Consider the following 23,993-nt stretch of genomic DNA (forward strand, 5'->3'; position numbering starts at 1 on the left):
TCATCAACCCGGCCGGCCTCGAGCCGCGCGGCCAGAACCTGTACATCGAGACCGCGGCTTCGGGCCAGCCCCAGCAGGGCACGCCTGGCCTCAACGGTCTGGGTACGGTCAACCAGGGCTACCTCGAAGGCTCGAACGTCAACGTGGTGCAGGAACTCGTGACCATGATCCAGACGCAGCGCGCCTACGAAATGAATTCCAAGGCCATCCAGACATCCGACCAGATGCTGGCCAAGCTGGCCCAGCTGTAAGCGACCGTTCCTCCTTCGATCTTCAAGGGTCGAAGTGCGCTCACCCCACCCACCTGTGCGCGGTTGCGCATCTTGCCAGGACTTCCCGCCATGACCACCCGCCCCGCCCTCTTTTCCCGTCTCAGCTTCGTGGGCCTCGCGATCAGCGTGCTCAGCGGCTGCGTCGCCACGCTCAACCCGCCGCCGCCGGTCGACATGCCGTCGACTTCGCCGCCGCCCATTCCCAGCCCTGCGGCCTCGCTGCCGGCCACGCCCACGGGCGGACTGTTCCACGCGGCGCGCTATCGCCCCATGTTCGAGGACCAGCGCGCGCGCCTGGTCGGCGACATGGTGACGGTGGTGATTGCCGAGCGCGTCACGGCCTCGCAGCGTTCCACGTCCAGCATCGATCGCGAAAACGAAATGAAGGCCGGCCTGACCGCGCTGCCGATCTTCAAGGGCGCGAACGCCGCGAACATCGTCGGCCGCTCGAAGATAGGCGTCGGCAGCGAGAACTCGTTCTCGGGTGCGGGCGAGACCGCCAACAGCAACAACTTCACCGGCTCGATCACCACCACCGTGGTCGATGTGCTGCCCAACGGCCACCTCGTGGTCACCGGCGAAAAGCAGATCGGCGTGAACCACAACGTCGATGTGCTGCGCTTCTCGGGCTCGGTCGATCCGCGCAACCTGCAGCCCGGCAGCCTGGTCAGCTCGACCCAGGTGGCGAACGTGCGCATCGAGTCGCGCGGACGCGGCCAACAGGCCGAAGCCCAGTCAATTGGCTGGTTGTCACGCTTCTTTTTGAACGTTATGCCGTTCTGATTCTCCGGAGAATGGACAGCTATGAAAGCACTGTCCACGCTCCTCAAACTGCGCCCGACCCACCTTGCGTTCTGGGCAATCGCCGCAGGCGCGGCGGTGCCGGCCCTGCCAGCCCACGCCCTGCGCATCAAGGAGGTTGCCGCCGTCCAAGGCGTGCGCAGCAACCAACTGACCGGCTACGGCCTGATCGTCGGCCTCGATGGCACGGGCGACCAGACCACGCAGATGCCCTACACCAAGCAGGCGCTCGCAAATTACCTGCAGCAGATGGGCATCGCCCTGCCCGCAGGCGGCAATGCCAGCCAGCTGCAACTCAAGAACGTGGCCGCGGTGATCATCACCGCCGAGCTGCCGGCATTCGCCCAGCCCGGCCAGATGATAGACGTCAACGTATCGTCCATGGGCAATGCGAAGTCGCTCAAGGGCGGCACGCTGGTCGCCACGCCGCTGCGCGGCGCCGACGGTGAAATCTACGCGCTGGCCCAGGGCAACATGGTGGTCGGCGGCGCGGGCGCGTCGCAGGGCGGCTCCAAGGTCCAGATCAATCACCTGAGCGCCGGACGCATTCCGCAGGGCGCGCAGGTCGAGCGCGCCGTGCCGACGCCGCTGCACCAGGGCAACACCATTCAGCTGAGCCTCAACGCCACCGATTTCCAGACCGCAGACAAGGTCGTGCAGGCCATCAACAAGAACCTGGGCTTCGGCACGGCGACCGCGCTTGACGGCCGCACGGTCCAGGTCAACGCGCCCAACGACCCGGGCGCGCGCGTGCGCTTCATTGCCCAGCTCGAAGAGCTGGCGATCGGCGCCTCGACGCCCTCGGCCAAGGTGGTGATCAATGCGCGCACCGGCTCCATCGTGCTCAACCAGGCCGTGACGCTGGGCAATTGCGCGATCGCCCACGGCAACCTGTCGATCACCATCAGCTCCACGCCGGTCATCAGCCAGCCCAACCCGCTGTCGCAAGGCCAGACCGTGGTCGCGGAAAAAGCCAGCATCCAGATCCGCCAGGAACCGGGCAACGTGATCCAGGTGCCGGCCTCGCCGCAGCTCACCGACGTGGTGCGCGCGCTCAACTCGCTGGGCGCCACGCCCCAGGACCTGCTGGCCATCCTGCAGGCCATCAAGGCCGCGGGCGCGCTCAACGCCGAACTGGAGGTCATATGAGCATGTCGCTGAATTCCACCGTGTCCATGGGCACCTCCAACGCGCTCGCCGTCGACGCGCGTTCGCTCAATGCGCTGAAATACGAAGCCGGGCAGAACAACCCCGAAGCCGTGCGCGAGACCGCCAAGCAGCTCGAGTCGCTGTTCATGCGCGAAATGATCAAGAGCATGCGCGAGGCGACGATGAAGTCGGGCCTGCTTGACGGCGCCCAGGGCAACCTCGGCGCCGACATGCTCGACCAGCAGCTGTCGGTCTCTATGTCGGGCCAGCCCGGCGGACTGGCCGACGCGATCGCGCGCCAACTGTCCAAGGCCATGGGCGGCGTCTCCGAAGGCGACGGCGATGACGCCCTGCCCTCGACGCTGAGCCTTTCGGGCCGCCAGGGCGGGTTTGCGCGCTACGGCGGCTTCGTGCCGAACAAGGGCGTGGCCGCCACCAGCACCGTCGACGCCTATGCCGCGAAAGCGCCATCGCCCCAGGGCCTGGACAATTTCGTGCGCTCGCATGCGGTCGCCGCCGAACGCGTGGCCCAGGCCAGCGGCATTCCCGCGGCCTACATGCTGGGCCAGGCCGGCCACGAGACCGGCTGGGGCAAGAGCGAGATCCGCAACGCCGACGGCAGCAACTCGTTCAACCTGTTCGGCATCAAGGCCGGCGGCAGCTGGACCGGCAAGGTCGCGGAAATCACCACCACCGAATACATCGACGGCGTGCCGCGCAAGGTCACGGCCAAGTTCCGTGCCTACAGCTCGTTCGAGGAGTCGTTCCGCGACTACGCACAACTGATCAACAACAACCCGCGCTACGAAAAAGCCCGCGCCCAGACCGGATCGGCGCTCGCCTATGCGAGCGAGCTGCAGAAAGCCGGCTACGCCACCGACCCGCAATACGCCAACAAGCTCAACCGCGCCATCCAGAGTACCCAGCGCGTGCAGGGCACCCAAGCCTAAAAGCCTAGAGAGATAACAAAATGAGCCTTCTCAACGTTGGATCGGGCGCCTTGATGGCCAACCAGATCGCCCTGCAGACCATCGGCAACAACATTGCCAACGTCAAGACCGAGGGCTACTCGCGCCAGACCGTGTCGATGGGCACGAATTTCGGCCAGGACATCGGCTACGGCTACGTCGGCAACGGCGTGAGCGTGAGCTCCATCGTGCGCAACTACAGCGCGCTGCTCAACCGCCAGTCGAACACCGCGGGCTCCATCCATGCCGCCGATCTGGCGCGCGCGGCATCGCTGTCCAAGATGCAGGAAGCTTTCGCCGGCGGCGAAAGCGGCCTGGGCGCAGCAATGAACGACATGCTCAACGGCTTCTCGAACGTGGTCAACGCCCCGACCGACCTCACCGCGCGCAACGTGGTGCTGACGCGCATGACCGAGCTGGCATCGCGCTTCAAGTCGGCCGCGAGCAGCCTGGACGAACTCGAATACACCAACAAGCTGCAGATCCAGAACGGCGTGACGCTGGTCAACAGCCTGGCCAGCCAGGTCGCCGAGCTCAACGGCCAGATCAGCCGCTCCCAGGCCGCGGGCCTGGTTCCCAACGACCTGCTCGACAAGCGCGACCAGCTGGTGCGCGAGATGAACCAGTACGTGCAGACCAGCCAGGTCGATGGCGCCTACGGCACGATCAACCTGTTTGTCGGCGGCAGCCAGGCGCTGGTGCTGGGCGCGACCGCGGGGCAGCTGGCGGTGCGCGAGTCCGCGCAGTTCCCCGGCAGCGGCCAGATGTCCATGTACTTCAGCCAGCCCGGCAACGAGGCTGTGGAGCTGAGCACCAGCATGATAGGCGGCGGTGAAGTCGCGGGCCTGCTGAAATTCAACAACGAAGACCTCGCCGAAGGCCGCAACCTGCTGGGCCGCATGGCCCAGGTGATCAGCACCGCGCTCAATGCCCAGCAGGGCAATGGCCTGACGCTGTCGGGCACGCCAGGCAGTGCGCTGTTCTCGCAGATCACGGAAATGAAGGGCTACACCGCGATCGCCGGCGTCACGGCCTCGGTCAGCTTCGTCGACACCCAGTCGGCCGCCACGCCCAAGCCCGTGCTCGACGCCACGGCCTATGTGGCCTCCGACTACAAGGCGGTTTTCGGCGACGCCGGCGAAGTCCATCTGGTGCGCCTGTCCGACGGGCTCACGCGCACCTACGCCGACGTTGCGGCGCTGTCCGCCGAGACCGTCGACGGCCTGCAGTTCAACATTTCCGCGGCCGGCGCCAAGCATGACACCGTGCTCTTCAAGCCATTCAGCACCGCCGCCGCCGAAATGAAGGCGCTGGTGCTCGCGCCCCAGGACCTCGCGGTTTCCAACCCCATCGCGGCCACCATTTCCGCGGGCAACAAGGGATCGCTGCAGCTCTCCGGCCTCGCGGTCACGGGAGCGGGCATCCCGGGCGTCAACAGTCCGGTCGACATCACCTTTGCGGTCGATCCGACGACTTCGGCGATCACCTACACCGCCAGCAACGGCGCCACGGGCAACTATGTGGCCGGCCAGCCGCTCAAGATCGACGGCTGGGAGATCACCCTGACCGGCACGCCGCACGCGGGCGACAAGGTCACGGTGGACAATGCCAAGAGCACGGCGCTGGGCGACAACTGGAAACGCGATGCAGGCAATGCGACCGCTTTTCTCGCCTTGCGCGATGCCAAGCTGTACGACGGCGGCACCACGCTCAGCGACGGCTTCTCGACGCTGATCGCCCAGGTCGGCACGCGCACGCAAAGTGCCAAGCTGGCCGCCGATCTGTCGAGCACCATCGCCAACAACCTCGAGGCCGAACGGACTTCGATCTCGGGCGTCAACCTCGATGAGGAAGCCGCCAAGCTGCTGCAGTACCAGCAGGCCTACCAGGCCTCGGCCAAGATGCTGCAGATCGCGCAAAGCATTTTCGACAGCATGATCGCCACGGTCGGTCGCTGACACCACAGGAGTTTCCGATGAGCAATACCATCACCCGCCTTGGCACCGCCAACATGTACGACCGCACGGTGAACAACCTCACCGAGCGCCAGGCCCAAATGGCCCATCTGATGGAAAGCACCACTTCGGGCAAGCGCGTGGTGCGCGCCAGCGACGATCCGGTCGCCGCCGCCCAGGCCGAGCGCGCGCGCACGCGCATGGACCGCACCGAGGCCGACAAGCGCGCGCTCGACGCGCAGGTTTCCATCATCACCCAGGGCGAAGCCGCGCTGGGCAGCGCCAACACGGCGTTGACGGAATTCCGTTCGATGGTGGTGAATGCGGGCAACGGCACCTATACCCAGACCGAGCGCGATGCGCTGGTCGCCCAGATGACTTCGCTGCGCGACCAGATCGCGAACTTCGCGAACCGCACCGACAGCAACGGGCTGGCGCTGTTCCGCGGCCTGGGCAGCGCCGAGCAGCCGCTGCAGGGCGGCAGTTTCCTGGGCCAGTCGGGCCAGACCAGCAGCGGTGCGAACGGCATCGCCAACTCGCTGGACGGCGTCGCGGCCTTCATGAATGTTCCCACGGGCAACGGCGTGCTGGCCGTGACCCAGGGCGCGACCAACACCGGCAAGGCCTGGACCGACATCGGCCAGATCACCGATCCGACCGCCGCCGCCGCCGCTGCGACCACCGTTCCGCCTATCGACATCACGTTCAGCGTGGCCGCGGACGGCACGACGACGTACAGCATCGCGGGCGGCGCGGCCGTGCCTTACAAATCGGGCGACAAGATCACGGTCGCGGGCATGGGCCTGACCATCACCGGCGCTCCGGCCAACGGCGACAGCTTCACCATCGGTGCGAGCGAGCGCAGCGATCTGTTCAGCATTCTCGACGAGGCGATCAACGTGGTGCGCACCGGCGTCAACCCCGATGGCAGCACGGCTTCGGGCTCGCTGTCCCATGGCATTGCCAAGGCCCTGGCCGAGATCGATACCGGCATGAACCGCATGCAGACCGTGCGCAGCTTTGCCGGCGATCTGCTCCAGCGCGCCGATACCCTGACCGTGCAGTTCAGCGCCAAGTCGCTGCAACTCGAAGCCGACCGCTCCTCGGCGGAAGATGTCGATATGATTACAGCACTATCAGATCTGAAAACCCTGCAGACCAACCATTCGGCGGCGCTGCAGTCCTATGCCCAGATCCAGAAGCTGTCCTTGTTCGATTACATCGGTTGATTTTTTGACTTTATTCCATGGCTCTGTCCGCACTCAGTTCTCTGACACTTGGTTATCGGCCGCTCTGGAATAACGAACGCACGCTTGCGGGCGCGCAGCTCTACATCGATTGCGACCCGGCGCTCGATCCCGATATCCCGCACTTCCTGCGCATCCTGCAGGAAATGTGGAGCCAGGCCGCGCCGCCGCTGCTGCTGTCGCCGCAGACACACCAGCTGCTCAGCGCCTTCCTGCAGAATGCGCCCGCGGGCAGCCCCTGGATCGAAGTGCGCGGCGACTGGATCGAAGACTCCTCGCTCTACGCCCAGGCCCAGGCCGCGCAGGCGCGCGGACTCAAGCTGGTCTGGCGCGGCGCGCTCGGCGAGCTGCCCGACGCGCGCACCGCGCAATGGTTTGCCAACAGCCTGCTGAGCCTGGCGCCCGACGAGACGCATCCCGAGCGCCCCGCGCTGCCCGGCGCGCTGCTCGACGGCCAGATGTACGAAGACGTGCAAAGCCGCCATCTGCTCACGCGCTGCCTTGATGAACACCGCGCGGCCGCCGTGGCCGGCTGGCCCGCCGAAGATGTGCTGCACCAGCTGCGCGGCCGCGGCGCCCAGCCCTGCCGCCGGCGGGTGCTGGAGCTGATGCAGGCCATAGACGCCGAGCAGTCGCTTGAAAGTTTCGAGGCCATCCTGGGCTGCGATCCGGTGCTGGCCTACCGCTTCATGCTCTATACCAATTCCGCGGCACTGGGCCTGCGCACCGGCGTTGACTCGCTGCGCCGCGGCCTGGTGATGCTGGGCTACGGCACGCTGCAGCGCTGGCTGGCCGACCAGCTGCCGCATGCCGACATCGAACCCGATCTGCAGCCGGTGCGCGCCGCGATGGTGATGCGCGGCCAGCTCACGGAGAGGCTGGTCGAGGCCGGCATGGGCCATGAGCTGCAGCGCGAAGTCTATTTGTGCGGCCTGTTCTCGCAGCTCGATGTGCTGCTGGGCGAGCCGCTGGCCAGCACGCTGCGCCGCCTGCCGCTGTCCGAGCGCATCTACCAGGCGATCATAGGCAAGACCGGCCCCTACGCGCCCAGCCTCGCGCTGGCCCAGGCGCTGGAGACGCCCGACGGCGCCGCCGTGCGCGCGCTGTGCCAGACGCACGAGATGGAACTTGAAAGCGTCAACCGCAACCTGCTGCGCATGCTGCGCGACGGCTGCGAGTCGGTGCGCCCCATGCGCGCGCAACCTCGCTAACACCCCTCTGTTACCGGGCCCGTCGATCCGTCGATGGCCCCCGGGCGAAGAGGATCGCGGGCTTGCGTGAAAACACTCTAGGGAGGATGGCGCATTCGCGCATACAGTGGCATCCACTGCCCCATTCCTCCCTCTTCCCACGCTTCATGCCCGCCGTCGAATTCACTGCCCTGCTGGTGCTGGCCGCCGCCATGAGCTTCAGCCCCGGCCCGAACACCACGCTGGCGACCACGCTGGCCGCCAACCATGGGCTGCGGCCCAGCCTGCGTTTTGTCTGCGCCGTGCCATTTGGCTGGTGCCTGCTGCTGCTGCTCACCGCCGCGGGCGTGGGCGCGCTGGTGCTGGCCGTGCCCGCGCTGCGCTGGGCGATCAAGGCGCTGGGCATAGGCTATCTGCTGTGGCTGGCGCTGCGCCTGAGCCGCGCCGGCCAGCTCGCCCAGGCCCGGGGCGGCGCCCTGGCCGTGCCATTCTGGCAAGGCGTGGGCCTGCAGTTCGTGAACATCAAGGCCTGGCTGCTGATGCTGACCGTCGTCGCCGGCTGGATTGCCGGCCATGCCGACGCCTGGCAGCGGCTGGCCGTGGTGCTGCCGGTGATGGCTTTCTTCGCGCTGACCAGCAACCTGCTCTATGCCTGCGTGGGCGCGCTGCTGCGCGGCTGGCTGGCCCACGGCCGGCGCCTGCTGTGGTTCAACCGGCTGATGGCCCTGCTTTTGCTGCTGACCGCGGCCTGGATGCTGGCCGCTTGAAATCCGTTTTGCCCCTCGAAGCGCCCGGTGTGCACCAAAATTGCCATAGCCGCGCCTGTTGCCATTTTTGCGGCTTTGCACGCGATGGGCCCCGCAGGCGACAAAATGGCTGCATTGCTGGTGCGCCAGCGCGGACATTTACGCCGAGCCCGACGCTTCGCCCCCTCGCCAGCACATGCCCCACAACGGCGTGCTCCGATCCCAATCGCATTCCCGAATGCCGGTTTTAGCAAAGACAGAGAGATAGTTATGACGAATTGGACCCTGGCAGCGCGTGCGGCCAAGATGAATCCTTCTGCAATCCGCGAAATCCTCAAGCTCACCGACCGTCCCGGCATCATCAGCCTGGCCGGAGGCTTGCCTTCGCCCAAGGCATTCCCGCTGAGCGCCTTCACCGAGGCCTGCGCCACCGTGATGGCGCGGGATGGCGCGACCGCGCTGCAGTACTCGACCAGCGAAGGCTTTGCGCCGCTGCGCCAGGCCGTCGCCGACCTGCTGCCCTGGGACGTCAATCCCGATCAGGTGCTGATCACCACGGGCTCGCAGCAGGCGCTGGACCTGATTGGCAAGGTGTTCCTCGACAAGGACAGCCGCATGCTGGTCGAGACGCCCACCTACCTCGGCGCGCTGCAGGCCTTCGCGCCCCAGGAGCCGATTGCCGTGAGCGTGGCCAGCGATGACGAAGGCATCCTGATCGACGACTTCGTCGCCCAGGCCGGCAGCGGCGCCGACAAGGCCCGCCTGGCCTATGTGCTGCCCAACTTCCAGAACCCCACGGGCCGCACCATGAGCGAAGCGCGCCGCGCCGCGCTGGTCGCCAAGGCCGCCGAACTCAACATTCCGCTGATCGAGGACAACCCCTACGGCGACCTGTGGTTCGAAGAGGAGCCGCCGCTGCCGCTGGCCGCGCGCAATCCCGACGGCGTGATCTACATGGGTTCGTTCTCCAAGGTACTGGCACCTGGCCTGCGCCTGGGCTACCTGGTCGCTCCGCTGAACATCTATCCGAAGTTCCTGCAGGCCAAGCAGGCCGCCGATCTGCACACGCCCGGCTTCAACCAGCGCGTGGTCGCCGAAGTCATCAAGGACGGCTTCCTCGACCGCCATGTGCCGACCATACGCACGCTCTACAAGGCCCAGCGCGACACCATGCTGAGCGCGCTGGAACGCGAAATGGCCGGCCTGGACGTGAAATGGACGCGCCCCGTCGGCGGCATGTTCCTGTGGGTCACGCTGCCCGAAGGCATGGTCGCCCAGACGCTGCTGGCCGCGGCCGTCGAACGCCATGTGGCCTTCGTGCCCGGCGCGCCGTTCTACGCCGAGCATGCCGATCCGCGCACGCTGCGCCTGTCCTATGTGACCGCATCGAGCGAAGAGATCAACACCGCCATCGCCGCGCTGGCCGACGCCATCCGCGCGACGCTCAAGGCGTAATGCCGGCGCCGCGCTCGCGCGCTTTCGCGCAGGTCGACGTGTTCACGCAGGTCGCGCTGCGCGGCAACCCCGTGGCCGTGGTGCTCGACGGCGAAGGGCTGGCCGACGCGCAGATGCAGGCGTTCGCGCGCTGGACCCAGCTGTCGGAAACCACGTTCGTGCTGCCGCCCTCACCGGGCGCGCGCGCCCAGGGCGCCGACTACCAGCTGCGCATCTTCACGCCCGGCGGCGAACTCGCGTTTGCGGGCCATCCAACGCTGGGCAGCTGCCACGCCTGGCTGGCCCATGGCGGAAAACCGCAGTCGGCGCAGCACATCGTGCAGGAGTGCAAGAAGGGGCTGGTGACGATTGCCAGCCGCGACGGCGCGCTGGCCTTTGCCGCGCCTTCGCTGGACCGCAGCGCAGCCGCGCCCGAGCTGCTTGCCGCCGTGCGCGCGGCGCTGGGGCTAGCGCCCGAACAGCTGCTCGCGGCCCAGCAGCTCGACAACGGCGCCCAGTGGCTGGGCCTGCTGCTCGACAGCCCCGACACCGTGCTGGCACTCGATCCCGACCACGCGCGCCTCAAGGCACTGCGCCAGAAAGTCGGCGTGGCCGCGATCTATCCGGCCGAAGACGATGCCGGCCCCGCGCTGGTGCGGCGCTCCAGCCGCGAAGCGCGCGCCTTTGCCGGCGCCGCGGCGCGCGCCCGCCCCGCGGTGCAGCTCGAAGTGCGCGCCTTTGCCGCGGCCACCGGAGTCAACGAGGACCCGGTCACGGGCAGTCTCAATGCGGGCCTGGCGCAGTGGCTGATCGCCGAAGGCCGGCTGCAGGCTCCGTATGTCGCCAACCAGGGCAGCTGCCTGGGGCGCGACGGCTGGGTCCATGTGCATGCCGACGACCAGCGCCAGCTCTGGATAGGCGGCCATACCGTGGGCTGCATTCAGGGCGCGGTGCTGCTCTAGCTGCCGGTCCCGCAAGTGACAATGCGCGCCTGCGCCGTCGCTTGCGTGACTTGCGGCGCCGGGCGCGCTGCCCACAATCGCGCCCATGGGAACCCTCTACCTTGTGCGCCACGGCCAGGCCTCGTTTGGCGCCGATGATTACGACCAGCTCAGCGCGCGCGGCCACGATCAGGCGCGCCGCCTGGGCGAGTATTGGCGCGAGCGCGGACTGGTGTTCGACGCAGTGCTGGTCGGCACGCTGCGCCGCCACCGCCAGACGCTGGACGCCATAGGCGAAGGCCTGGAGGGACTGATAGCGCCGGTCACCCCGCTGCCCGGGCTCAATGAATACGACAGCCATGCGCTGCTCGCGGCAATCCATCCCCAGCCCCTGCCCCGGCCCGACACGCCCGAACTGTATCGCCAGCATTTCCGCCTGCTGTGCGACGCGCTCGCGCAGTGGATGGCCGGCGTGATCAGCCCCAAGGGCATGCCCAGCTGGGACGATTTCTCGGCGGGCGTGCAGGGCGCGCTCGAACAGGTGCGCCAGCAGCATTCGGGCCAGAACGTGCTGCTGGTGAGCAGCGGCGGGCCCATCTCGGCGGCCGTGGGCCAGGTGCTGGGCACCACGCCCGAAGCAACGATTGCGCTCAACATGCGCATACGCAACAGCGCCGTCACCGAATTCAGCATCAGCCCGCGGCGCTTGATGCTGCAGACTTTCAACACGCTCAATCACCTCGACAGCGACGCGCACCGCGACTGGGCCACCCACGCCTGAGCCACATTGGGGTACAAAGTGGCATGACCACCGCCACTTCCGCCACGATCGTCGCCCCACCCTGCGTGACCCTGCATCTGGGCGCGGTGCAGGGTTGGCTCGCGCTCTCCGACGACGAGCGCCACGACCTGCCGCTGGGCCTGCACACGCTGGCCCAGTACCGCTTCCAGGGAAAGATGCCCGATGCGCTCACGCTGGAGCAGGGCATAGAGGAAGTCGAGGACGCGATCATGCCCGCCGGCCCCTGGCTGCCGCGGCCCGTGCATCTGCAGACCCACGACGCGCTGCTGCACGACATCGCCTGCGTCGCCATGGCCGAGAATGTGCTCACGCGCGACGCCGTGGAGCAGCTGTTCGAGCGCCTCGCGCGCCAGGCCGAACGCGCCGGACCGGCCGATGCGCTGCTGCCCCAGGACCCGGTCTGGGCCGCGGCGCTGCTGGTGCTGCGCGAATGCCTGCACCATTGGCAGGTCAGCGAACTGCACCTCGCGGGCGTCAAGCCCTAATAAGGTCGGGCTTCGTCGACCAGCGTAGACGCCGGCAGCGCATGGATTTCCTGCAGCAGTTGCACCAGCCCGCGTGCCGAGGCCTCGACCATGGACTGGCCGCGCTCGGCAGTGGCCGCGGCCGCATTGCCGACCGCGCCCGCAGGGTTGTAGTCCTGTATCGCCCAGCCCATCTTGGCGCTGCGGCCATTGCCCAGCAGCGCGTACTTCTTCGAGCGCTCTTCCGACGTGGAAGCGAAATTGCGCGCCTGGGCCATGTCGACCGTGTCCGGCGCGAGGTGCAGCATCATCGAGGTCTCGACTTCGCCGCCGTGGATGCCGAAACGGTGCTCGTGCGCGCAGAACTGCTGGTTGGCGGCCTCTCCCGCTAGACCGAACCAGCTCGTGCTGTAGACCAGCAGCCGGTGCTTGACGCGCAGCTCGCGCGCGACGATGTCCATGGCGCTGACCTGGCCGCCGTGGCCGTTGAACAGCAGCAGCTTGCGCACGCCGGCGCGCGCCACGCAGGCGCCGATCTCGCTCCACAGCGCGATCAGCGTCGCGGGCTCCAGCGTCAGCGTGCCCGGATAGGCTGTGTGCTCCATGCTCAGCCCTATGTTCTGCGGCGGCAGGCACAGCAGCGGCAGCTCGGGTGGCAGCAGCGCCAGCGCGGCATCGAGCACGCCCCGGGCCAGCGTCGCGTCGACCGACAGCGGCAGGTGCGGGCCGTGCTGCTCGACGGCCGCGACCGGCAACAGGGCCACCGTGTCGGCGGCGAGACCGTTGGACTGCGCCAGCGCGAAATCGCGCGCCGACGCCTGGGCCCACCAGCGCGAGGGCCAGCGGGGCGGGGATGCAGAAGAGGTCGCAGACATGTTCGCCATGGTAGTGCAGATGGCTGACAGCGGACCCGGGCCGAACCACGCACAATGCGCCATGGCATCCACTACCCGCGACCTGACCCAAGGCCCGATCGGCAAGACCCTGCTGGTCTTCTCGCTTCCCATCCTCGCCGGCAATGTGCTGCAGTCGCTCAACGGCTCGATCAATGCGATCTGGGTCGGGCACTATCTGGGCGAGGCCGCGATCACCGCCACGGCCAATGCCAACAACCTGCTGTTCGCGCTCATCGGGCTGATGTTCGGCATAGGCATGGCGGCGACCATCCTTGTCGCCCAGGCCATGGGCGCGCGCAACCTGGCCCAGGCCAAGCGCGTGATCGGCACCAGCGCGACGCTGTTCGGCACGGCCTCCATAGGCATCTCCGCGCTGGGCTGGCAGTTTTCCGGCCATATCCTCGATCTGCTGGGCACGCCGCCCGAGGCGCTGCCGCTGGCCGTGGCCTATCTGCGCGTGATCTTTCTGGCGATTCCGCTGCTCTATCTGTTCACCTTCGTCTCGGCCGTGATGCGCGGCGCGGGCGATACGCGCACGCCGTTCTACTTTCTGCTGCTGGTGGTGCTGCTCGACACCGCGCTCAACCCGCTGTTCATCTTCGGCTGGGGGCCGGTGCCGCGCATGGGCATCGCCGGCTCGGCGATGGCCACGCTGGTCGCGCACAGCATAGGCTTCGGCGCGCTGCTCGCCTGGCTGCGCTGGCGCGCCCACCCGCTGTGGATAGGCTCGGCCGAGCTGGGCCTGTTCATGCCCGATGGCCGCATCCTGCGCGCGCTGGTCGTCAAGGGCCTGCCCATGGGCGCGCAGATGGTGCTGATCTCGATGTCCATGCTGATGCTGATGGGCATGGTCAACAGCCATGGCGTGGAACTGTCCTCGGCCTATGGCGCGTCGCTGCAGCTCTGGACCTATGTGCAGATGCCGGCCATGGCCATAGGCGCGGCGTGTTCATCGATGGCCGCGCAGAACGTCGGCGCGGGTCTGTGGAAGCGCGTCGACGCCACGGCGCGCGCGGGCGTGCTGTGCAATGTGCTGATGACCGGCACGCTGATTGCGCTGGCGGTCGCCGCCGACCGCCAGGTGCTGTCGCTGTTCCTGCCCGACGGCAGCGCCGCGCTCGAGACCGCGCGCCACCTCAATCACATTGCCATAGGCTCGTTCCTGTTCTTTGGCGTGACCTTTGTGATTTCGGGCGTGGTGCGCTCCACGGGCGCCGTGGTCGCGCCGCTGGTCATTCTGGCGCTGGCGCTGTGGGGCGTGCGCGTGCCGTTCGCGCAGTGGCTGCAGCCGGTGCTGGGCGTGGACGCGATCTGGTGGAGCTTTCCGGTCAGCGCGGCCTGCGCGATGCTGCTGTCGCTGGGCTACTACCGCTGGGGCGGCTGGCGCAAGGCGCACATGCTCGCGCCGGCCGAAGGCCAGCTGGCCACGCCCGCCGAAGTCGGCGGCCTGCCACCGTCGCCCGTGTGCTCCCAGCCCGATGAGCGGCTGGCCGCGGCGCGCTAAGGCGTCGCGCGCTACCATCGCCCAAGCCTGTTGCGGAACCAAACGGCCTCCGCCGGGCTCCCACCTTGCGAACATGATCTACCGCCTCCCCTCCTTCCGGCCCCTGGCCGCCGCCGCCTGGGTGCTTGCCCTGGCCCTGCTGACGCTGGTCACGGCGCAAAACAGCTTTGCCCAGATCCAATTGCTGGGCAACAGCCAGACCGCGGGGAGCGCGGTCGTCACCACGCCGCGCGTGCGCGCCGAACTGGTGGCCCATGCACCCGATGGCGTCACGCCCGGCCAGCCGCTGTGGCTGGGCCTGCGGATCACCCACCAGCCCGAGTGGCACACCTACTGGAAGAACGCCGGCGACTCGGGCCTGCCCACGCAGCTGCAGTGGCAGCTGCCCGCAGGCCTCGAAGCCGGCGAGATCGACTGGCCGCTGCCCGAAGCGATTCGCGTCGGCCCGCTGGTCAACTATGGCTATGAAGGCGAGCTGCTGCTGCCTGTGCCGTTCAAGGTCGCCGCCGACTTCAAGGCCCCGGCCGGCGACACATTGACGGTCCGTCTGCACGCGAGCTGGCTGGTGTGCCGCGTCGAGTGCATTCCCGAGGAAGGCGACTTCACGCTGCAGCTGCCGGTGCGCAGCGCTTCCGCCATGCATGCCCCGGCGTTTGCCGCGGCCCAGGCGGGCCGGCCGGCGGCCCTGCAGGGCCAGAGCACGGCCAAGGTCGAAGGCGAGCGTTTGCAGCTGCGCATCGCGGGCCTGCCCGCGGCGCTGCAAGGCCAGAACCTGAGGCTGTTTCCCGAAACGCCCGAAGTGCTGGAGCACGCGGCCGTCTGGACCCAGGCCTGGGACGGCGCGGTCTGGACCGCCGACTGGCCGCTGTCGGCAATGCGCGGTGAAACGCCCAATGAACTGCCTTTCGTGCTCGCACCCGCCACCGCCCCCACGAGCGGCCCGCTGGCCTGGCGCACCGTGGCCGCGGTCGAAGGCCGCTGGAGCAGCGCGCCCGTTGCCGGCGTCTCGCCGGCGCTGGCCGCGGCGCTGGCCGCCAATGCGCAGCAGGTGCCGCCAGCGCCGCCCGCGTCCGGCGCCAGCGGCTTCTGGATGGCGCTGCTGGGCGGACTGGTCGGCGGGCTGATCCTCAACCTCATGCCCTGCGTGTTCCCGGTGCTGGCCATCAAGATCGTCGGCTTTGCGCGCCACGGCCAGGACCGGCGCGCGCTGCGCATCGGCGGCCTGGCCTATGGCGCGGGCGTGCTGCTGTCGTTCCTGGCGCTGGGCGGGCTGCTGCTGGCGCTGCGCGCGGCCGGCCAGCAGCTGGGCTGGGGCTTTCAGCTGCAGTCGCCCGGCCTGGTCGCGGCCATGGCCGTGCTGTTCACGCTGCTGGGGCTGAACCTTGCCGGCATGTTCGAGTTCGGCCGCATGCTGCCCCAGCGCTGGGCCAGCGCCCAGGTGCGCCACCCCGTGGGCGAAGCGTTCCTGTCGGGCGTGCTGGCCGTGGCCATTGCCTCGCCCTGCACCGCGCCCTTCATGGGCGCCTCGCTGGGACTGGCGATCGACATGCCCGCGGCCCAGGCGCTGACGGTGTTTGCCGCGCTGGGCGTGGGCATGGCCCTGCCCTATGTGCTGGCGAGCTTCCTGCCGGCGCTGGTGCGCTGGCTGCCGCGGCCCGGCGCCTGGATGGAAACCTTCCGCCACGCCATGGCCTTCCCGATGTTTGCCACCGTTGCCTGGCTGGTCTGGGTGCTGGGCCAGCAAAGCGGCATCGACGGCGCGGGCGCGCTGCTGGTGCTGCTGGTCGCGCTCAGCGCCCTGGTCTGGGCGCTGACGCTGGGCGGCAGGACCCGCTGGCTGCTGGGCGCCGGCCTGCTGCTGGCCACGCTGTGGCTGGGCAGCGCCGTAGGCCCGCACATCACGCGTGCCGTGGCGGCCGAAAGCGCGGCCACGGCCGGCGCCAGCGCCACCGAATGGCAGCCCTGGTCGGCCGAGCGCGTGAGCAGCCTCACGGCTGCGGGCACGCCGGTGTTCGTCGACTTCACCGCCGCCTGGTGCGTGACCTGCCAGGTCAACAAGCACACCACGCTCAACCGCGACGACGTGCGCGCGGATTTCGCCGCGCGCGGCGTGGCGCTGCTGCGCGCCGACTGGACGCGGCGCGACCCGGCCATCACCCAGGCGCTGACCGCGCTGGGCCGCAGCGGCGTGCCGGTCTATGTGTTGTATGCGCCGGGCAGGCCGCCGCATGTCATGACCGAGCTGCTGTCGCCCGCCGAAGTGCATGGCGCGCTGCAGGCGCTCTAGGGATATACCCTTTCCGGCATGGGGGCGACCCCTGTGCCGGGATGGAGCGTCAGCGTAAACCTACACGCACAGGCCGATTGATCGGCCTAGACTGAAGGCACGCTGCACTTTCTTGCAGCGCGCCGGAGTCGCAGTCCAGGCGTACCGGCGTCGATCTTCAGGAGGTTTGCCATGACCGCTACCCTGCGACACCATTCCCCCCACAACGACGACCGCCACTCGCTCCCGGACAAACACCGACTGCCGCGCCGCTGGCGCTACGGCCTGCTGGCGCTGCTGGTCGCCTGCCTGGCGATCGCGGGTGCCGTCGTGCCCGCGGTCTGGAATCTGCTGGACCTGTTCGACCAGCTGCCCAAGATGGCCTGGCTCCAGGATCTGCTCGCGCGCTCGCCCGCCGTGAGCTGGTCGCTGATGCTGGTCTGGGGCACGGCCGTGTCGGTCGCCCTGCTGTCCATGCTGTCGCTGCGCCAGGGCTGGCAAGGCGTGGCGCTGGTGGCCGCGCTCACGCTGTGGGCCGTCCTCTGGTACCTGCACATGCCGCATGTGGAGCAATGCCATGCGATGTATGGCACGGGCAATATCTGCAACACCTGGCAATGGGTGTTCACCATCAGCCTGTCGCTGGCGACCGCGCTCTACATGTTCGTGATCTTCCTGCTCAGCCTCTCGGCGCTGGGCCTGATGTTCACTGCGCCCGACGAGACGCCCGAGGAATGAGGCAGCTTCAGCCGGGCTGGCGGCGGTAGCGCGCGGGCAGGTCGGCAATGCGCGCCATCAGCGGCAGGTCGGCGGTCTGGAAGTCGGGGTCCCAGGCCGGCGCGCCCAGCACCTTGGCGCCCATGCGCAGATAGCCCTGGATCAGTGCCGGCGGCTGCACGTTGGCGGCAGCCGGCGTGGCCCGGCCTTCGGCCGGCAGCGGCAAGGCGGTGTACGGCTGGACCTGCATTGCGGGCTCGGCGAGATAACGGGTGCGCAGCTGCTGCCAGATGGCGGCCGCGCCTTCGCCGTAGGCCAGGCCGGGGTGGTACATAGGCATGCTTGCGCAACCCAGCATGGCTTCGAGCCGGTTGCGCTGCATGAATTCGGCCAGCGCGCCCCACAGCGCGATGATGGTCGCGCCATGGCGCCAGTCGGCATGCACGCAGCTGCGGCCCAGCTCCACGAGCCGCGGCCGCCATGCGTCTATGGGCACGAGGTCGAATTCGTTGTCCGAGTAGAGCCCGCCCGCGCGCCGCGCTTCGGCCGGCGTCAGCAGGCGGTAGGTGCCGACCACGGCCTGGCTCACCGGATCGCGCACCAGCAGGTGCTCGCAATAGTCGTCGAAGCGGTCGATGTCATGGCCTTCGAGCTGGACCGGCAGGCGCGCGCCCATTTCCTGCACGAACACCTGGTGGCGCAGGCGCTGGGCTTCGCGTACCTCGTCCTGTTGGCGTGCCCACTGCACCAGCAGACGCCCTGCAGGCCGCGCCTCCACGCAGGGGCGCAACAGCGCGGGCAGCGCCCGGGGTGGGTAGACGGGCATCGAGGATGCCCAGTCTCCTATCGGCATGGCTTGCAGGTTCTCGTCCATACATTCTCCCCGACGCGCAGCGTTGAATTGGCGTGATACCGGGGGGGATCGGGTGGGTGACGGGTAACCGCGTCACTCCCCTTTTTTTCAGCCCCGGCTCACGCTACGCATTGTTGGCGTGCGATATGACAGGGGCGTGATGGCGCGGTGACAGTTGCGTGTCGGGGGGCGCATCCCGTGCACGTGGATCTCATGCCAACGGGAAACATGGGAGCCGGAAGCCTGCTATTCGTTCGCCCTGAAAGCGTTAAAGCATGAACGCGCGCAGGGAACAGGGGGCGTGCCGCCCCCTTTCATCTCGCCAACCACTGAATCACCAGCGCGTTGACGATGTCGACAAAGAACCCGCAGACCAGCGGCACGACGATGAACGCCCGGTGGGCCGCGCCATGGCTGTGGGTCACGGCAGTCATGTTGGCCATGGCCGTGGCCGTGGAGCCGAGCGCGATGCCGCCAAAGCCCGAGCAGATCACGGCCGCCTCGTAGTCCCCTCCCATGCTGCGGAACACCACCCAGACGGTGAACGCCACGGTGAGCAGCACCTGCAGCGCCAGCACGCTGAGCACAAAGCCCATCACGCCGCCAAGCATCCACAGCTGCAAGCCCATCAGCGCCATCGTCAGGAACAGACCCAGGCAGATATCCGAAATCAGCGCCAGGCCCTGGCGTATGCCCTGCCAGTGCTGGGTGTCGCCCGGACCGCCGACCAGCCAGCGGCCCAGCAGATTGCGCAGCAGCATGCCCGACATCAGGCAGCCGACGAACATCGGCAGCTGCAGCCCCATTTCGTGGAACAGCGGCGTGATCACTTCGCCCAGCAGCAGTGCCAGGTTGAGCCACAGCAGCGCGCGCAGCACGCCCATGTAGTCCAGCGGCGGGCTGTGCTCGGCGGTCACGCCCACATCGAGCGCGCCCACGCCGCCGACCAGCCGGTGGCGGCGCATCAGATAGCTGGCCACCGGGCCGCCTATCATGCAGGCGACGATCAGGCCCACCATGTTGCTGGCCATGCCCAGTTCGACCGCGTTGGCGATTCCCAGGCGCTCGACAAATTCGGGCCCCCAGGCCATGGTGGTGCCTATGCCGCCGGTCAGCGAGATCGAGCCTGTCATCAGCCCGGCGCGCGGATCCAGGCCGAACAGCCCGGCCACGCCCATTCCCAGCAGGTTCTGCAGCACGATGAAGGCCGATGACAGGGCCAGCAGCCACATCACGGGCCGGCCGCCTTCGCGCAGCGTGCGCAGATCGGACTTGAGACCTATGCCGGCGAAGAAATACAACAGCAGCATGTCGCGCACGCCCAGATCGAACTCTATGCGCAGCCCCAGCGCCAGATAGGCGGCACCGACCACGCAGGCGCACAGAAAGCCGCCGACCACGGGCTCGGGAATGCTGTATCGACGCAACAGTGCGGATTGCTGGCTCACCTTCTGCCCGACGAAAAACAGCAGGATGGCAAGCGTGAAGCTCTGGAAAGCAGGTATGGCGAGCGTTTCAGGCAGGTTCAAAAACATTTCCAACGTCAGGCAGCGCACCGGAAATTCGGCGCAAAAATGTCCATTGTGCCTGCGCCCAAAGACAAACGGCGGCGCGCCTGCGTGCCCCAGGGCCAGCGTGCGACATGTCCGATCCGTTAAACTCCCGGATTGCCCGACCCAACCATTGACCGCTTGAGCAGGCCCGAATCCGGCCCGGTTCAGGCGCCGTCCATGGCCGCCGGCTGCGCCCTTGCGGCCCAGCATCCGGCCCGGCCCAGCCCCCTTCGTGAGTGAGCACCATGTCTTTTGCCCCCCTCCAAAACGACACTTTCCTGCGCGCCTGCCGTCGCCAGGCCACCGATTACACCCCGCTGTGGCTGATGCGCCAGGCAGGCCGCTACCTGCCCGAATACAAGGCCACGCGCGCCCGGGCCGGCAGCTTCATGGGGCTGGCGACGAATGTGGACTACGCAACCGAAGTCACGCTGCAGCCGCTGGAGCGCTTTCCGCTCGACGCCGCCATCCTGTTCAGCGACATCCTGACCATTCCCGACGCCATGGGACTGGGACTGAGCTTCGAGGCCGGTGAAGGCCCGCGCTTTGCCAAGGTGGTGCGCGACGAGGCCGCCGTGGCCGAGCTCGCCGTGCCCGACATGGACAAGCTCAGCTACGTGTTCAATGCCGTGACGTCGATACGCCGCGCGCTCGACGGCCGCGTGCCGTTGATCGGCTTCTCGGGCAGCCCCTGGACGCTGGCCTGCTACATGGTCGAAGGCCAGGGCAGCAGCGACTACCGGCTGGTCAAGAGCCTGATGTATGCGCGCCCCGACCTGATGCACCGCATCCTGAGCGTCAATGCCGACAGCGTGGCCGCCTACCTCAATGCGCAGATTGACGCCGGCGCCCAGGCCGTGATGATTTTCGACAGCTGGGGCGGCGTGCTGGCCGATGGCTGCTTCCAGGAATTCAGCCTGGCCTACACGCGCCGCGTGCTGGCGCAGCTCAAGCGCACCGGCGTCGACGGCAGCGACGTGCCGCGCATTGTCTTCACCAAGGGCGGCGGCATCTGGCTGCCCGAGATGAAGGACATGGACTGCGAAGTGCTGGGTCTGGACTGGACGGCCAACCTGGGCCAGGCACGCGCCATCGTCGGCGGCGATGTCGGCGGCCCGGGCAAGGCCTTGCAGGGCAATATCGACCCCAACGTGCTGTTTGCGCCACCCGAGCAGGTCGCGGCCCAGGCGCGCGCCGTGCTCGACAGCTTCGGCAAGCCACATACCGACCGCGCCACCACCGGCCCCACGCATATTTTCAACCTGGGCCATGGCATCAGCCAGTTCACGCCGCCCGAACATGTGGCAGCGCTGGTCGAAACGGTGCACAGCCACTCGCGCGCAATGCGCCAAAACTGAGCGCCTGGCTGGTCGCGCTGGCCGCGGCCTGCGGATTTCCCAGGCATGCGGTGCGGACCAAGGTGAGCGAGTGCCCACCTTGAGCCCATGTCAGTTATGCACAGCGATGGGGCTGTGCAGTGGCGCCGCCCGCGGCCCAGTGCACTTGCAGCCCGGGCCGTAAATCGCCGGAGAACAACTTGCAAGTTGTTGATTCATAACAGTATTTATCAGCGCCCCCAGGACTCTCCTACAGTGACAGGCAAGAACCGATCGTAAATGGCGAAGCGTTCCCAATTGTTTGTGCACAAAGTTATCCACAGAAACTTCGGAAATTAGCAAATAAACTCTGAAATCAAGGACTTGCAGCTGGTTTCTCCTTTTTTTCTGCAAAACGCGCGGAATTTTTCGCAAAAACTAGGGGGTTCCTGGCGCTTGACAGCGACCTGCGTTCCGACTTATGCACATCAGCAGGTGGTCCCCAACACCCCAAAAACGGCTGTCACGGCAGCGTCACAGGTGTTGCAAGCCCCATGCAAGCTCTTGTTTTATAAAGAGAAGCCTCGAGGGCCGCAAATCGAACAAGCCCGCGGGCGGATCGCCAAAAGCCTTCCCGCCCGCACAAGCCCTGACAATTCCCACAAAGTTATCCACAGAAAATCGGCAAAAAGCCGGGAACCCCCGGATTTCCTTTCCCGCCGCCTTCTGAAGCTTTTTTACCCGCCGCAATGACCGCCCTGTTTCCCGTCCAGATCGCCCTGCAGATGCCGGCCCACAGCGCGGTCGGCCATCTGCTGACCTACGCGGCCAGCACGCGCCTGGCACCCGGAACGCTGGTGCGCGTGCCGCTGGGCAAGCGCGAGATGCTGGGCGTGGTCTGGGACGATCCTGCGGCCGCAGACGATGCGCCCGCGCCTGAATCGACCTTGCAGTTGCGGCCCGTGACGGGCGTGCTCGAAGGCATTGCGCCGCTGCCCGACGCCTGGCGCCGCCTCGTGGCGTTTGCCGCGCGCTACTACCAGCGCAGCATCGGCGAAATCGCCATGGCCGCGCTGCCGCCGCAGCTGCGCGAGCTCACGGCCGAGCAGCTCGCGCGCCGGCTCAAGCCCGCGAAAAGCAAGCCCGCTGCGCCTGCCCCGGGCGCTGCGCCCGCGCTGGTCGCGCTGAGCGCCGAACAGGAGCAGGTGGTGCAGCAGATAGCGGCCAGCGCCGGCGCGGGCCGCCCTGACGCGGGCCGCCCTGACGCGGGCCGCCCGTTCCTGCTCTACGGCAGCACGGGCAGCGGCAAGACCGAGGTCTATCTGCGCTGCGTGCAGACTGCGCTTGACGCCGACCCCGCGGCCCAGGCGCTGGTGATGGTGCCCGAGATCAACCTCACGCCCCAGCTTGAAGCGCGCTTTGTCGAGCGCTTCGCGCCGCAGTACGGCGCCGCTGCCGTGGTCAGCATGCACAGCGGCATGACCGGACCGCAGCGCCTCAAGAGCTGGCTGGCCGCGCACACCGGCGCCGCGCGCATCGTGCTGGGCACGCGCATGGCGGTGTTTGCCAGCCTGCCCGGCCTCAAGGTGATCGTCGTCGACGAGGAACATGACGCGAGCTACAAGCAGCAGGAAGGCGCGCGCTATTCGGCGCGCGACCTGGCCATCTGGCGCGCGCGCGCCCAGGGTGCGCAGGTGATACTGGGCAGCGCCACGCCGTCGTTTGAAAGCTGGCACGCGAGCCGTCCGGCCACCGAGCAGGACCCGGGCGGGCGCTATCTGCGCCTGCACATGCCCAGCCGCATTGGCTCGGCGGCCCTGCCCAAGGTGCGGCTGGTCGACATGACCCAGCAGCCCAGGCGCGCGGTGTTCTCGCCGCCGCTGCTCGCGGCCATCACCGAGCGCGTGCAGCGCGGCGAGCAAAGCCTGGTGCTGCTCAACCGCCGCGGCTTCGCTCCCGTGCTGTACTGCGCCGACTGCGAATGGAAAAGCGACTGCCCGCATTGCAGCGCCCACCAGGTGTTCCACAAGGGCGACCGCACGCTGCGCTGCCACCACTGCGGCTTCACGCAGCGCGTGCCGCATGCCTGCCCGTCCTGCGGCAACCCCGACATCCTGCCGCTGGGCAAGGGCACGGAACAGCTCGAGGAAGAGCTCGCGCGCCTGCTGCGCAATGTGCAGCGCCCCGACCATGAGCCGGCGCGCGTGGCGCGCATCGACGCCGACACCACCAAGGCCAAGGGCGCGCTGGAAGAGCAGCTGGCGCAGATGCATGCGGGCGACATCGACGTGCTCGTGGGCACGCAGATGGTCGCCAAGGGCCATGACTTCCGGCGCATCACGCTGGTCGCGGCGGTGCAGCCCGACAACGCGCTGTTCTCCAACGACTACCGCGCGTCCGAGCGGCTGTTCTGCCTGCTGATGCAGGCCGCGGGCCGCGCCGGGCGCGACGCCGACTATCTGCAGGCCAGCGGCAGCCGCGCCGAGATGTGGATACAGACGCGCGACCCGCAGCACGCGGTGTTCACCGCGCTGCGCACCCATGACTACCCGGCATTTGCCGCGCAGCAGCTGCGCGAGCGCGAGGACGCGGGCATGCCGCCGTTTGCCTACCAGGCGCTGGTGCGCGCCGACGCGCGTACCCAGGAGGACGCCCAGGCCTTTCTGCTGGCCGCAAGCCAGGCCGCGCGCGACGCCCAGCTGCCCGGGCTCGACGAGGTATTCCTGTTCCCGCCGATTCCCATGACCATCCAGCGCGTGGCCAACGTCGAGCGCGCGCAGATGCTGATTGAAAGCCTGGACCGCACGGCGCTGCAGCGCTTCCTGCACGCCTGGCAGCCGCTGCTGCACCAGCTGCGCGCACAGCCCCAGCACCGGCCACTAGTGCGCTGGCTGGTCGATGTAGATCCCTTGGCGATCT

At 68.0% G+C, this 23,993-nt stretch carries 20 protein-coding genes; 17 read left to right on the forward strand and 3 right to left on the reverse strand.

All coding sequences use genetic code 11. From position 1 onward, the window contains the following. The 12 genes from RR928_RS18635 to RR928_RS18690 all read left to right on the forward strand — a co-directional run. Positions 1–251: flagellar hook-basal body complex protein (locus RR928_RS18635; RefSeq protein ID WP_332683703.1), on the forward strand; the 251-nt coding region annotated here is incomplete at its 5' end. Between the two features lie 90 nt (positions 252–341). Beyond that, positions 342–1,055 carry a flagellar basal body L-ring protein FlgH gene (locus RR928_RS18640; RefSeq protein ID WP_332537034.1) on the forward strand — a complete coding sequence of 238 codons (714 nt, stop codon included), beginning with the start codon at positions 342–344 and terminating at the stop codon, positions 1,053–1,055. Positions 1,056–1,076: 21 nt separating this feature from the next. Next, the gene (locus RR928_RS18645; RefSeq protein WP_332537032.1) at positions 1,077–2,222 is read left to right on the forward strand and encodes a flagellar basal body P-ring protein FlgI; all 1,146 of its coding nucleotides are present in this window, start codon (positions 1,077–1,079) and stop codon (positions 2,220–2,222) included. Beyond that, a complete protein-coding gene (gene flgJ / locus RR928_RS18650; RefSeq protein ID WP_332537030.1) occupies positions 2,219–3,172 on the forward strand; it encodes a flagellar assembly peptidoglycan hydrolase FlgJ in 954 nt (317 codons plus the stop codon). Before RR928_RS18645 ends, flgJ begins: the two co-directional genes overlap by 4 nt. Before the next feature lie 20 nt (positions 3,173–3,192). Beyond that, entirely contained in the window at positions 3,193–5,148 is a 1,956-nt protein-coding gene (gene flgK / locus RR928_RS18655) for a flagellar hook-associated protein FlgK (protein ID WP_332537029.1), read from the forward strand. A 17-nt stretch (positions 5,149–5,165) separates the two neighbouring features. Beyond that, complete coding sequence (gene flgL, locus RR928_RS18660; RefSeq protein ID WP_332537027.1) at positions 5,166–6,374, forward strand: flagellar hook-associated protein FlgL; 1,209 nt, start codon at positions 5,166–5,168, stop codon at positions 6,372–6,374. A gap of 17 nt (positions 6,375–6,391) precedes the next feature. Then, the gene (locus RR928_RS18665; protein WP_332537025.1) at positions 6,392–7,603 is read left to right on the forward strand and encodes an HDOD domain-containing protein; all 1,212 of its coding nucleotides are present in this window, start codon (positions 6,392–6,394) and stop codon (positions 7,601–7,603) included. Between the two features lie 146 nt (positions 7,604–7,749). After that, positions 7,750–8,349 carry a LysE family translocator gene (locus RR928_RS18670; RefSeq protein WP_332537023.1) on the forward strand — a complete coding sequence of 200 codons (600 nt, stop codon included), beginning with the start codon at positions 7,750–7,752 and terminating at the stop codon, positions 8,347–8,349. A 249-nt stretch (positions 8,350–8,598) separates the two neighbouring features. Next, entirely contained in the window at positions 8,599–9,783 is a 1,185-nt protein-coding gene (locus RR928_RS18675; protein ID WP_332537021.1) for an aminotransferase-like domain-containing protein, read from the forward strand. Beyond that, positions 9,783–10,724 carry a PhzF family phenazine biosynthesis protein gene (locus RR928_RS18680; protein WP_332537019.1) on the forward strand — a complete coding sequence of 314 codons (942 nt, stop codon included), beginning with the start codon at positions 9,783–9,785 and terminating at the stop codon, positions 10,722–10,724. The genes RR928_RS18675 and RR928_RS18680 overlap by 1 nt, the downstream gene beginning before the upstream one ends. Before the next feature lie 85 nt (positions 10,725–10,809). Further along, positions 10,810–11,484 carry a histidine phosphatase family protein gene (locus tag RR928_RS18685; protein ID WP_332537017.1) on the forward strand — a complete coding sequence of 225 codons (675 nt, stop codon included), beginning with the start codon at positions 10,810–10,812 and terminating at the stop codon, positions 11,482–11,484. 23 nt (positions 11,485–11,507) lie between these two features. Beyond that, positions 11,508–11,990: a hypothetical protein gene (locus RR928_RS18690; protein WP_332548512.1), complete on the forward strand. Its 483-nt coding sequence runs from the start codon at positions 11,508–11,510 to the stop codon at positions 11,988–11,990. Here RR928_RS18690 and RR928_RS18695 read toward each other — a convergent pair. Beyond that, a complete protein-coding gene (locus tag RR928_RS18695) occupies positions 11,987–12,844 on the reverse strand; it encodes a creatininase family protein (RefSeq protein ID WP_332537014.1) in 858 nt (285 codons plus the stop codon). The two genes, RR928_RS18690 and RR928_RS18695, sit on opposite strands and share 4 nt — an antisense overlap. Positions 12,845–12,905: 61 nt before the next feature. Here RR928_RS18695 and RR928_RS18700 point away from each other — a divergent pair, with 61 nt between their 5' ends. From RR928_RS18700 to RR928_RS18710, 3 genes are all read left to right on the forward strand, one after another. After that, positions 12,906–14,369 carry an MATE family efflux transporter gene (locus RR928_RS18700; RefSeq protein ID WP_332537012.1) on the forward strand — a complete coding sequence of 488 codons (1,464 nt, stop codon included), beginning with the start codon at positions 12,906–12,908 and terminating at the stop codon, positions 14,367–14,369. Between the two features lie 73 nt (positions 14,370–14,442). Further along, on the forward strand, positions 14,443–16,656 hold the full coding sequence (locus RR928_RS18705) for a protein-disulfide reductase DsbD family protein (RefSeq protein WP_332683705.1): 2,214 nt from the start codon (positions 14,443–14,445) through the stop codon (positions 16,654–16,656). A 171-nt stretch (positions 16,657–16,827) separates the two neighbouring features. Further along, positions 16,828–17,373 carry a hypothetical protein gene (locus tag RR928_RS18710; protein WP_332537008.1) on the forward strand — a complete coding sequence of 182 codons (546 nt, stop codon included), beginning with the start codon at positions 16,828–16,830 and terminating at the stop codon, positions 17,371–17,373. 7 nt (positions 17,374–17,380) lie between these two features. On the opposite strand, the gene RR928_RS18715 is transcribed toward RR928_RS18710, so the two are convergent. Next, a complete protein-coding gene (locus RR928_RS18715; RefSeq protein WP_442881616.1) occupies positions 17,381–18,205 on the reverse strand; it encodes a GNAT family N-acetyltransferase in 825 nt (274 codons plus the stop codon). A gap of 314 nt (positions 18,206–18,519) precedes the next feature. After that, positions 18,520–19,734 carry a sodium/glutamate symporter gene (gene gltS / locus RR928_RS18720; RefSeq protein ID WP_332537006.1) on the reverse strand — a complete coding sequence of 405 codons (1,215 nt, stop codon included), beginning with the start codon at positions 19,732–19,734 and terminating at the stop codon, positions 18,520–18,522. 269 nt (positions 19,735–20,003) lie between these two features. Here gltS and hemE point away from each other — a divergent pair, with 269 nt between their 5' ends. Both hemE and priA read left to right on the forward strand, forming a co-directional pair. Then, positions 20,004–21,116: a uroporphyrinogen decarboxylase gene (hemE, locus tag RR928_RS18725; protein WP_332537005.1), complete on the forward strand. Its 1,113-nt coding sequence runs from the start codon at positions 20,004–20,006 to the stop codon at positions 21,114–21,116. Between the two features lie 707 nt (positions 21,117–21,823). Next, positions 21,824–23,993 (forward strand): replication restart helicase PriA (gene priA, locus RR928_RS18730; protein ID WP_332683708.1); only part of this gene is annotated, 2,170 nt, incomplete at its 3' end.

Origin of the sequence: Comamonas sp. (assembly GCF_036666375.1) — a bacterium.
Lineage (GTDB): Bacteria > Pseudomonadota > Gammaproteobacteria > Burkholderiales > Burkholderiaceae_C > Comamonas.

Coding starts and splice junctions, on each gene's coding strand:
- flgL (WP_332537027.1), top strand. CDS start 5,166: ATGAGCAATACCATCACCCGCCTTGGCACCGCCAACATGTACGACCGC.
- flgJ (WP_332537030.1), top strand. CDS start 2,219: ATGAGCATGTCGCTGAATTCCACCGTGTCCATGGGCACCTCCAACGCG.
- hemE (WP_332537005.1), top strand. CDS start 20,004: ATGTCTTTTGCCCCCCTCCAAAACGACACTTTCCTGCGCGCCTGCCGT.
- RR928_RS18685 (WP_332537017.1), top strand. CDS start 10,810: ATGGGAACCCTCTACCTTGTGCGCCACGGCCAGGCCTCGTTTGGCGCC.
- RR928_RS18695 (WP_332537014.1), bottom strand. CDS start 12,844: ATGTCTGCGACCTCTTCTGCATCCCCGCCCCGCTGGCCCTCGCGCTGG.
- RR928_RS18640 (WP_332537034.1), top strand. CDS start 342: ATGACCACCCGCCCCGCCCTCTTTTCCCGTCTCAGCTTCGTGGGCCTC.
- RR928_RS18705 (WP_332683705.1), top strand. CDS start 14,443: ATGATCTACCGCCTCCCCTCCTTCCGGCCCCTGGCCGCCGCCGCCTGG.
- RR928_RS18690 (WP_332548512.1), top strand. CDS start 11,508: ATGACCACCGCCACTTCCGCCACGATCGTCGCCCCACCCTGCGTGACC.
- RR928_RS18645 (WP_332537032.1), top strand. CDS start 1,077: ATGAAAGCACTGTCCACGCTCCTCAAACTGCGCCCGACCCACCTTGCG.
- RR928_RS18670 (WP_332537023.1), top strand. CDS start 7,750: ATGCCCGCCGTCGAATTCACTGCCCTGCTGGTGCTGGCCGCCGCCATG.
- flgK (WP_332537029.1), top strand. CDS start 3,193: ATGAGCCTTCTCAACGTTGGATCGGGCGCCTTGATGGCCAACCAGATC.
- RR928_RS18665 (WP_332537025.1), top strand. CDS start 6,392: ATGGCTCTGTCCGCACTCAGTTCTCTGACACTTGGTTATCGGCCGCTC.
- RR928_RS18700 (WP_332537012.1), top strand. CDS start 12,906: ATGGCATCCACTACCCGCGACCTGACCCAAGGCCCGATCGGCAAGACC.
- RR928_RS18675 (WP_332537021.1), top strand. CDS start 8,599: ATGACGAATTGGACCCTGGCAGCGCGTGCGGCCAAGATGAATCCTTCT.
- RR928_RS18680 (WP_332537019.1), top strand. CDS start 9,783: ATGCCGGCGCCGCGCTCGCGCGCTTTCGCGCAGGTCGACGTGTTCACG.
- RR928_RS18710 (WP_332537008.1), top strand. CDS start 16,828: ATGACCGCTACCCTGCGACACCATTCCCCCCACAACGACGACCGCCAC.
- RR928_RS18715 (WP_442881616.1), bottom strand. CDS start 18,205: ATGCCGATAGGAGACTGGGCATCCTCGATGCCCGTCTACCCACCCCGG.